The following is a 6,511-nucleotide window of genomic DNA, read 5'->3' as shown; positions in this document are numbered from 1 at the left end:
CCATGACGAGCGAGCAGGCGGTCGCGGTCGCCTCGGGCCTTCGCTTACGCGCCTACAAGTTCGACCGCTACAAGACCAGGAAGAAGGAGGGCGAGGAGGGCGGCTCGCGCGCCGATGTCGCGCTTGCGGTCGGCGACGCCACTGCCGCGAAGAAGGCGTTTGCCCCTGCCGGTCACGTCGTCGACGGCGTGATCATCGCGCGCGACCTCGTCAACGAGCCGCCGAACGTGCTTTTCCCCGAGGAGTTCGCGCGCCGCGCCGGCCAGCTTCGCAAGCTCGGCGTCAAGATCGAGGTGCTCGACGTCAAGGCGATGCAGAAGCTCGGCATGGGCGCGCTGCTCGGCGTCGGCCAGGGCTCGGCGCGGCCGAGCCGCACCGTGATCATGCGCTGGGACGGGGCCAAGAAAGGCGAGGCGCCTGTCGCCTTCGTCGGCAAGGGCGTCTGCTTCGACACCGGCGGCATCTCGATCAAGCCGGCCGGCAGCATGGAGGACATGAAGGGCGACATGGGCGGGGCGGCCTGCGTCGTCGGCCTGATGCACGCGCTGGCGGCCCGCAAGGCCAAGGCCAACGTGGTCGGTGCCATCGGCCTCGTCGAGAACATGCCCGACGGCAATGCGCAGCGGCCGGGCGACATCGTCACCTCGATGTCGGGCCAGACCATCGAGATCATCAACACCGACGCCGAAGGCCGCCTCGTGCTGGCCGACGTGCTCTGGTACGTCGCCAAGAAGATGAAGCCGAAATTCATGGTGGATCTGGCGACGCTGACCGGTGCGATCGTGGTCGCGCTCGGCACCGAGCATGCCGGCATGTTCTCCAACAATGACGAACTCGCCGACCGGCTGCTGGCGGCCGGCATCGAGAGCGGCGAGAAGGTCTGGCGCCTGCCGCTCGGCCCCGAATACGACAAGCTGATCGATTCCCAATTCGCCGACATGAAGAACACCGGCGGCCGCCATGGCGGCTCGATCACCGCGGCGCAGTTCCTGCAACGTTTCGTCGACGGCACGCCCTGGGCGCATCTCGACATCGCGGGCACCGCCATGGGCGCGCCGAAGACCGACATCAACCAGAGCTGGGGCAGCGGCTACGGCGTCCGCCTGCTCGACCGTCTGGTCGCCGACCATTACGAGCGCAAATGACCCGACATGACTGAAGTGCTGTTCTACCATCTGCAAAATATGACGGTGGAGAACGTGTTGCCGCCGCTTCTCGAGAAATCGCTCGAGCGCGGCTGGCGCGTCGTGGTGCAGTCGACCTCGGAGGAGCGCGCCGATGCGCTCGACGCTCACCTATGGACCTATCGCGACGATTCCTTCCTGCCGCACGCGACATGGCGGGTGAACGATGCCGCCGATCAGCCGATCGTGCTGGCGATCGAGGAGGGCAATCCCAACGGCGCCAATGTCCGCTTCCTTGTCGACAACGCCGCGCTGCCCCAGGACGCGCAGGGCTATGAGCGCATGGTGCTGTTGTTCAACGGCGACGATCCGGATGCTCTCGCGTTCGCCCGCAGCGCCTGGACGGATTGCAAGGCGCGGGGATTTGATGTCACCTACTGGCAGGCCGACGAGCGGGGCCGGTGGCAGCGTCGGAATTAGCGGTCGATCGCAATTAATGATAATTTGTACTTTTCGGGCGATGCTGGCTTTTGTCACCTTCGTGCCGCAAAGTGATGTTGGGACAATCGGTTAAGGGTCGTCCTTCACGCGGGGAATTTAGTTTATCGTGCGACATCAAAAGCTTCCCGGCTCGCTCATAATTGCGTTGGCTGCCGTAGCACCGCTGGTTGCGGGTTGCTCGGGCGGGACCGATCTGCTGTCGAAGGACGCCGAATGGTTTCAGAGACCCGGCCGGCTTTTCATCAGGAACATCTCGATCGAATCGCCGCCGCTGACCCCGGATAAGCCGGTGGGCGCTGAGGATCTCGTCAGCGCCGACGGCGCCTGTCCCGGTATGGCGCCGCCCGCCGGGCCGGCTGACGCCAATGCATCGACGACGGCGCCCGCGTCTGCGGGCGGCACGGTCGCGCTCGGCCACACGGAGTGCGACGTGGTGCGCGGCATCGGCGCGCCCTCGACCGTCAATCTCTCCAACGACGCCGCCGGCCGCCGCGTCGCCGTCGTCACCTGGACGACCGGGCCGCGTGCCGGCATCTACACCTTCACGTCCGGCCGCCTGTCCTCGATCGAAGGCACGCCGGAGGCGCCGGTCGTGCCAAAGGCGACCAAGCCGAAGCCGAAGAAGAAGCAGGCGTAAGCAAGTGCGCGTGTCCGGCGCGCGAGCGCAAACGCGTTAACCTGCCGCTTCATCGAACTGCGAACTCGCCTCGAGCCATTGCTCTTCAGCGCGCGCCAGCGCGTCGGCGGCGTTCGCGCGGGCCTTCGACAGCTGTGCAGCCTGCTTGGGATCGCGCGTAAAAATGTCGGGCAGGGCAAGCGCTGTGTCGATCTTGGCGATGATGTCGCTGACGCGGGCGATCTCGGCTTCGGCTTCCGCGATACGTTTCTTCAGCGAGCCGCGATTGTCCGACTTCGGGCGCTGGGGCTTCTCGGCTGTCGCGCTGCGTTCGCGCGGCCCGGGTTCGGCATTGCGTGTTGACAGGACGAGACGCCGGTACTCGTCCAGGTCGCCGTCGTAATTGGTCACGGTGCGGTCGACGACGATCCAGAGCCGATCGGCGCAGGCCTCGATCAGGTAGCGGTCGTGCGAGACCATGATGACGGCGCCGGGAAATTCGTTGATCGCCTCCGCGAGCGCGGCGCGGCTGTCGATGTCGAGATGGTTGGTCGGCTCGTCGAGGATGATCATGTTGGGGCCGAAGAAGGTCGCAAGCCCCAGCAGCAACCGCGCCTTCTCGCCGCCCGACAATTTGCCCGCCTTGGTATCGGCGGCCTTGCCGGAGAAGCCGATCGCGCCGGCGCGCGCTCGCACCTTGGCTTCGGGCGCGTCGCCCATCAGCTTGCGGACGTGGTCGTAGGCGGAAGCGTCCTCGTTCAATTCGTCGAGCTGATGCTGCGCGAAATAGGCGATCGACAGCTTGTCGGCGCGCGTGACCTTGCCGGAGAACGGCGCCAACCGTCCTGCGAGCAGCTTGACCAGCGTCGACTTGCCGTTGCCGTTGGCCCCCAGCAGCGCGATGCGGTCGTCATTGTCGATGCGCAAGGTGACGCGGTTCAGCACCGGCGTCGCCGGATCGTAGCCGACGGAAGCGTTGTCGACGGCGATGATCGGCGGCGACAGGATCTTCTCCGGCGCGGGGAAGCTGATCTCGCGCACGTCTTCGGTGACCAGCGCCGTGATCGGCTTCAGCCGCTCCAGCATCTTGACGCGCGATTGCGCCTGGCGGGCCTTCGAGGCCTTCGCCTTGAAACGGTCGACGAAGGCCTGCAGGCGGGCACGCTCGGCCTCTTGGCGCTTGATCGCTTTGGCATCGAGCAGCTCGCGCGCGGCGCGCTGCTCCTCGAACGCGGAGTAGGAGCCCTTGTAGAGCGTGAGCTTGCCGCGCTCCAGGTGCAGGATCTGGTCGACCGAGCTTTCCAAGAGGTCGCGGTCGTGGCTGATCACGATCACCGTGCGCGGATAATGCGCGAGGTGATCCTCCAGCCACAGCGTTCCCTCGAGGTCGAGATAGTTGGTGGGCTCGTCGAGCAGCAGCAGGTCGGGCGCGGCAAACAGCGTCGCGGCGAGCGCGACGCGCATGCGCCAGCCGCCGGAGAATTCGGCGCAGGGGCGCAGCTGGTCGGCGGCGGAGAAGCCGAGGCCTGAGAGGATCGCGGCCGCGCGCGCGGGCGCCGAGTGCGCGTCGATGTCCACGAGCCTGGTCTGGATCTCCGCGATCCGGTGCGGGTCGGTCGCGCTCTCCGCCTCGTGCAGCAGCGCGTCACGTTCGAGGTCGGCCTTCAGCACCACCGAGATCAGGCTCTCGGGCCCGTTCGGGGCTTCCTGCGCGAGGCTGCCGATACGCCAGCGCGGTGGCAGGGTCACGGTGCCATGCTCGGCCGCCAGCTCGCCGCGGATCACCTTGAAGAGGGTCGATTTGCCGGTGCCGTTACGTCCGACCATGCCGACGCGCGATCCGGGCGTGATCTGCACGGAACTCTGGTCAATCAGAAGGCGTCCGGCGAGGCGGATGGAGAGGTCGGTGATGGAGAGCATGCGGCCTTGTCACCGCAAGGCGCGCCGAACGCAACTCGTTTTTCCGTCAGTGCGTCTCGCGCTCGCGCCGCTTCAGCTCGTTGAGAAGCTGTTCGAGATGGGTCGGCAATCGGGGTTCCGGCCGAAGGCTCTGCTGGAGCCGTTCGCCCACGGCATCGCAGATCGAGCGGCTGGTGCGCCGGTCGATCTGTTCGCTGTCATTGGCGAGGAGGCCGGGCATGATCGGGTTCCATGTTGCAGAGTAACGACACGATACCAAGTCATTGGCCCCCCAAATGGTTTCGCCATCCTCGGGGGATGTCCGGCGTTCTAGCAAAAATTGTATGAGTTCGCCGTGCCTGCCTAAAAACGAGGCCCCGGCGGGGGGATCACCGGGGCCTCTCTAGGGGGTACCTGGGGGCTTAGGTACCTTTGGAAGGTGCTTGGTAGGGGCTTTAAGAAGGTGCTGTCGGGCTCAGTAGCAGCGGTTGATCAGCCGCCAGCGGGGTCCCCAGGGGGTCGGGACCAGCCGGCGCACGTAGCAGCCGCCATAGCCGTACGAGACGGGGGCATAGAAGCGCGGGCCACCCCAGCCGTAGCCGTGATGCCAGCCGCCGCCGTGCCAGCCCCAGCCGCCGCCATGCCAGTGCGCGGAGGCCGAGGTCGGTGCCAGCGCGGCACCCAGCGCGACCGCAGCGACTGCGGCAAGCGAAAGTTTCCTCAACATGATGATCTCCTAAAGACTGCCGGCGCGGGGCTATCGCGTCGGGGAAGGGCCGCCGAAACGGTCCGCCTGATGACCAGGCTTTGGTTTCGATGAGTTGACCTTACGCCGGCGAGGCTGAACGAAAGCCTGAATGGGGGCTTCAGATTCGGTTCATCTGGGTGAAATCTCGGTAATCCATGCCTCAATCCGGCCGGGCAGCCCTGCGGCGAAGCGCCCGTGAGGCGGCTCTGGCGGTCGCTTGCCGTCCGGCAAAGGCGCCGATATAAGCCCCGCAACTCGCAAAACCACCGCCTTCTTCTCAAGGACAAGATTATGGCCATCGAACGCACTTTCTCGATTATCAAGCCCGATGCGACCGCGCGTAACCTGACCGGTGCGGTCAACGCCGTGATCGAAAAGGCAGGCCTGCGCATCGTCGCGCAGAAGCGCATCCGCATGACCAAGGAACAGGCCGAGACCTTCTATGCCGTCCACAAGGCCCGCCCGTTCTTTGGCGAGCTGGTCGAGTTCATGACCTCGGGTCCGGTCGTCGTGCAGGTGCTCGAAGCCGAGAACGCCATCGCCAAGTATCGCGACGCCATGGGCGCGACCGATCCGTCCAAGGCGGCCGAAGGAACCATCCGCAAGCTCTACGCAAAGTCGATCGGCGAGAACTCCGCACACGGCTCGGATGCGCCGGAGACCGCCGCGATCGAGATCGCGCAGTTCTTCTCGGGCAACGAGATCGTCGGCTGATCCGTCAGCCGAGAGGTTAAGTTTTCGGGGCGAAAGGACTCATTGTGAACTGGCTCTGGCAGATCTTCGATCCCGCTACGATCGGGGCGTTCTTCACCCAGTTCCGCAATGAGATGGCTGAACCGACCTTCTGGATTGCGGTCGGCAAGATCATCTGGATCAACATCCTCTTGTCCGGCGACAACGCGCTGGTGATCGCGCTCGCCTGCCGCGGCCTGAAGCCGCGGCACCGGCTGTGGGGCATGATCTTCGGCGCCGGCGCGGCCGTGCTGCTGCGGATCATCTTCACCGGCATCGTCGCGAGCCTGATGGAGCTGCCGTATCTCAAGCTCGTCGGCGGCCTTGCGCTGATCGTGATCGCGGCCAAGCTGCTGGTGCCTGAAGAAGAAGACGAGGACGGCGTCGAGTCCGCGTCGCATCTGTGGCAGGCGGTGCAGATCGTCGTCGTCGCCGACATCGTCATGTCTCTCGACAACGTCATTGCGGTCGCAGCCGCCGCCAATGGCAGCGTGCCGCTCCTGATCCTCGGCCTTGCGATCAGCGTTCCGCTGATCGTCGCGGGCGCGGCCCTCATCATGGCGCTGCTCGCCAAGCTGCCGGTGCTGGTGTGGGCCGGTGCTGCGCTGCTCGGCTGGATCGCGGGCGAGGTGATCGCGACCGATCCCGGGATCGCGCCGAGGCTGCACACGCTGTTCGACGGCCCGCTCGGCGCCTCGCTGGACAAGATGCTCGCCGGCTTGCGCATCCCGCTGCAGTTCGGCCATGGCGGGTCGGGCGGCGAATATCTCTGCGCGGCGCTCGGCGTGGTCGTCGTGCTGGTCGTCGGCAGCATCTGGCGCCGGCGCAGCCTGAGCGCGGCGGCGCTCGAATCCTCCGAGCAACACGCCAAGGCGTCGGCCGAATAGGCTG

8 protein-coding genes are annotated in these 6,511 nt (G+C 66.0%); 5 read left to right on the top strand and 3 right to left on the bottom strand.

Features of this window, described 5'->3' with window-relative positions:
• From A5906_RS24865 to A5906_RS24855, 3 genes are all read left to right on the top strand, one after another.
• A partial coding sequence (locus A5906_RS24865) for a leucyl aminopeptidase (protein ID WP_245326888.1) occupies positions 1–1,145 on the top strand: 1,145 nt, incomplete at its 5' end.
• A 6-nt stretch (positions 1,146–1,151) separates the two neighbouring features.
• A complete protein-coding gene (locus A5906_RS24860) occupies positions 1,152–1,604 on the top strand; it encodes a DNA polymerase III subunit chi (protein ID WP_080137899.1) in 453 nt (150 codons plus the stop codon).
• 166 nt (positions 1,605–1,770) lie between these two features.
• A complete protein-coding gene (locus A5906_RS24855) occupies positions 1,771–2,262 on the top strand; it encodes a hypothetical protein (RefSeq protein ID WP_186465135.1) in 492 nt (163 codons plus the stop codon).
• A 36-nt stretch (positions 2,263–2,298) separates the two neighbouring features.
• Here A5906_RS24855 and A5906_RS24850 read toward each other — a convergent pair whose 3' ends face one another.
• The 3 genes from A5906_RS24850 to A5906_RS24845 all read right to left on the bottom strand — a co-directional run bounded on the left by A5906_RS24850 (position 2,299) and on the right by A5906_RS24845 (position 4,867).
• Complete coding sequence (locus tag A5906_RS24850) at positions 2,299–4,161, bottom strand: ABC-F family ATP-binding cassette domain-containing protein (protein ID WP_080137897.1); 1,863 nt, start codon at positions 4,159–4,161, stop codon at positions 2,299–2,301.
• Between the two features lie 46 nt (positions 4,162–4,207).
• Positions 4,208–4,381, bottom strand: coding sequence for a hypothetical protein (locus tag A5906_RS43140; protein WP_167523427.1), 174 nt, complete (start codon positions 4,379–4,381; stop codon positions 4,208–4,210).
• 234 nt (positions 4,382–4,615) lie between these two features.
• Entirely contained in the window at positions 4,616–4,867 is a 252-nt protein-coding gene (locus A5906_RS24845) for a hypothetical protein (protein WP_027576269.1), read from the bottom strand.
• A gap of 312 nt (positions 4,868–5,179) precedes the next feature.
• On the opposite strand from A5906_RS24845, the gene ndk reads away from it, so the two are divergent.
• Positions 5,180–5,602 carry a nucleoside-diphosphate kinase gene (ndk, locus tag A5906_RS24840; RefSeq protein ID WP_018645406.1) on the top strand — a complete coding sequence of 141 codons (423 nt, stop codon included), beginning with the start codon at positions 5,180–5,182 and terminating at the stop codon, positions 5,600–5,602.
• A gap of 44 nt (positions 5,603–5,646) precedes the next feature.
• Positions 5,647–6,507, top strand: coding sequence for a TerC family protein (locus A5906_RS24835; RefSeq protein ID WP_080137896.1), 861 nt, complete (start codon positions 5,647–5,649; stop codon positions 6,505–6,507).
• Positions 6,508–6,511 lie beyond the last annotated feature (4 nt).

Origin of the sequence: Bradyrhizobium sacchari, from assembly GCF_002068095.1 — a bacterium.
Classification (GTDB): Bacteria; Pseudomonadota; Alphaproteobacteria; order Rhizobiales; family Xanthobacteraceae; genus Bradyrhizobium; species Bradyrhizobium sacchari.
The sequence above is the reverse complement of the archived record's forward strand: the minus strand, read 5'-3'. Positions and strand labels throughout refer to the sequence as shown.

What these genes read in the sequence shown, in the direction of transcription:
- A5906_RS24860 (WP_080137899.1), top strand. Translation starts at nt 1,152, where the DNA reads ATGACTGAAGTGCTGTTCTACCATCTGCAAAATATGACGGTGGAGAAC.
- A5906_RS24850 (WP_080137897.1), bottom strand. Translation starts at nt 4,161, where the DNA reads ATGCTCTCCATCACCGACCTCTCCATCCGCCTCGCCGGACGCCTTCTG.
- A5906_RS43140 (WP_167523427.1), bottom strand. Translation starts at nt 4,381, where the DNA reads ATGCCCGGCCTCCTCGCCAATGACAGCGAACAGATCGACCGGCGCACC.
- A5906_RS24845 (WP_027576269.1), bottom strand. Translation starts at nt 4,867, where the DNA reads ATGTTGAGGAAACTTTCGCTTGCCGCAGTCGCTGCGGTCGCGCTGGGT.
- ndk (WP_018645406.1), top strand. Translation starts at nt 5,180, where the DNA reads ATGGCCATCGAACGCACTTTCTCGATTATCAAGCCCGATGCGACCGCG.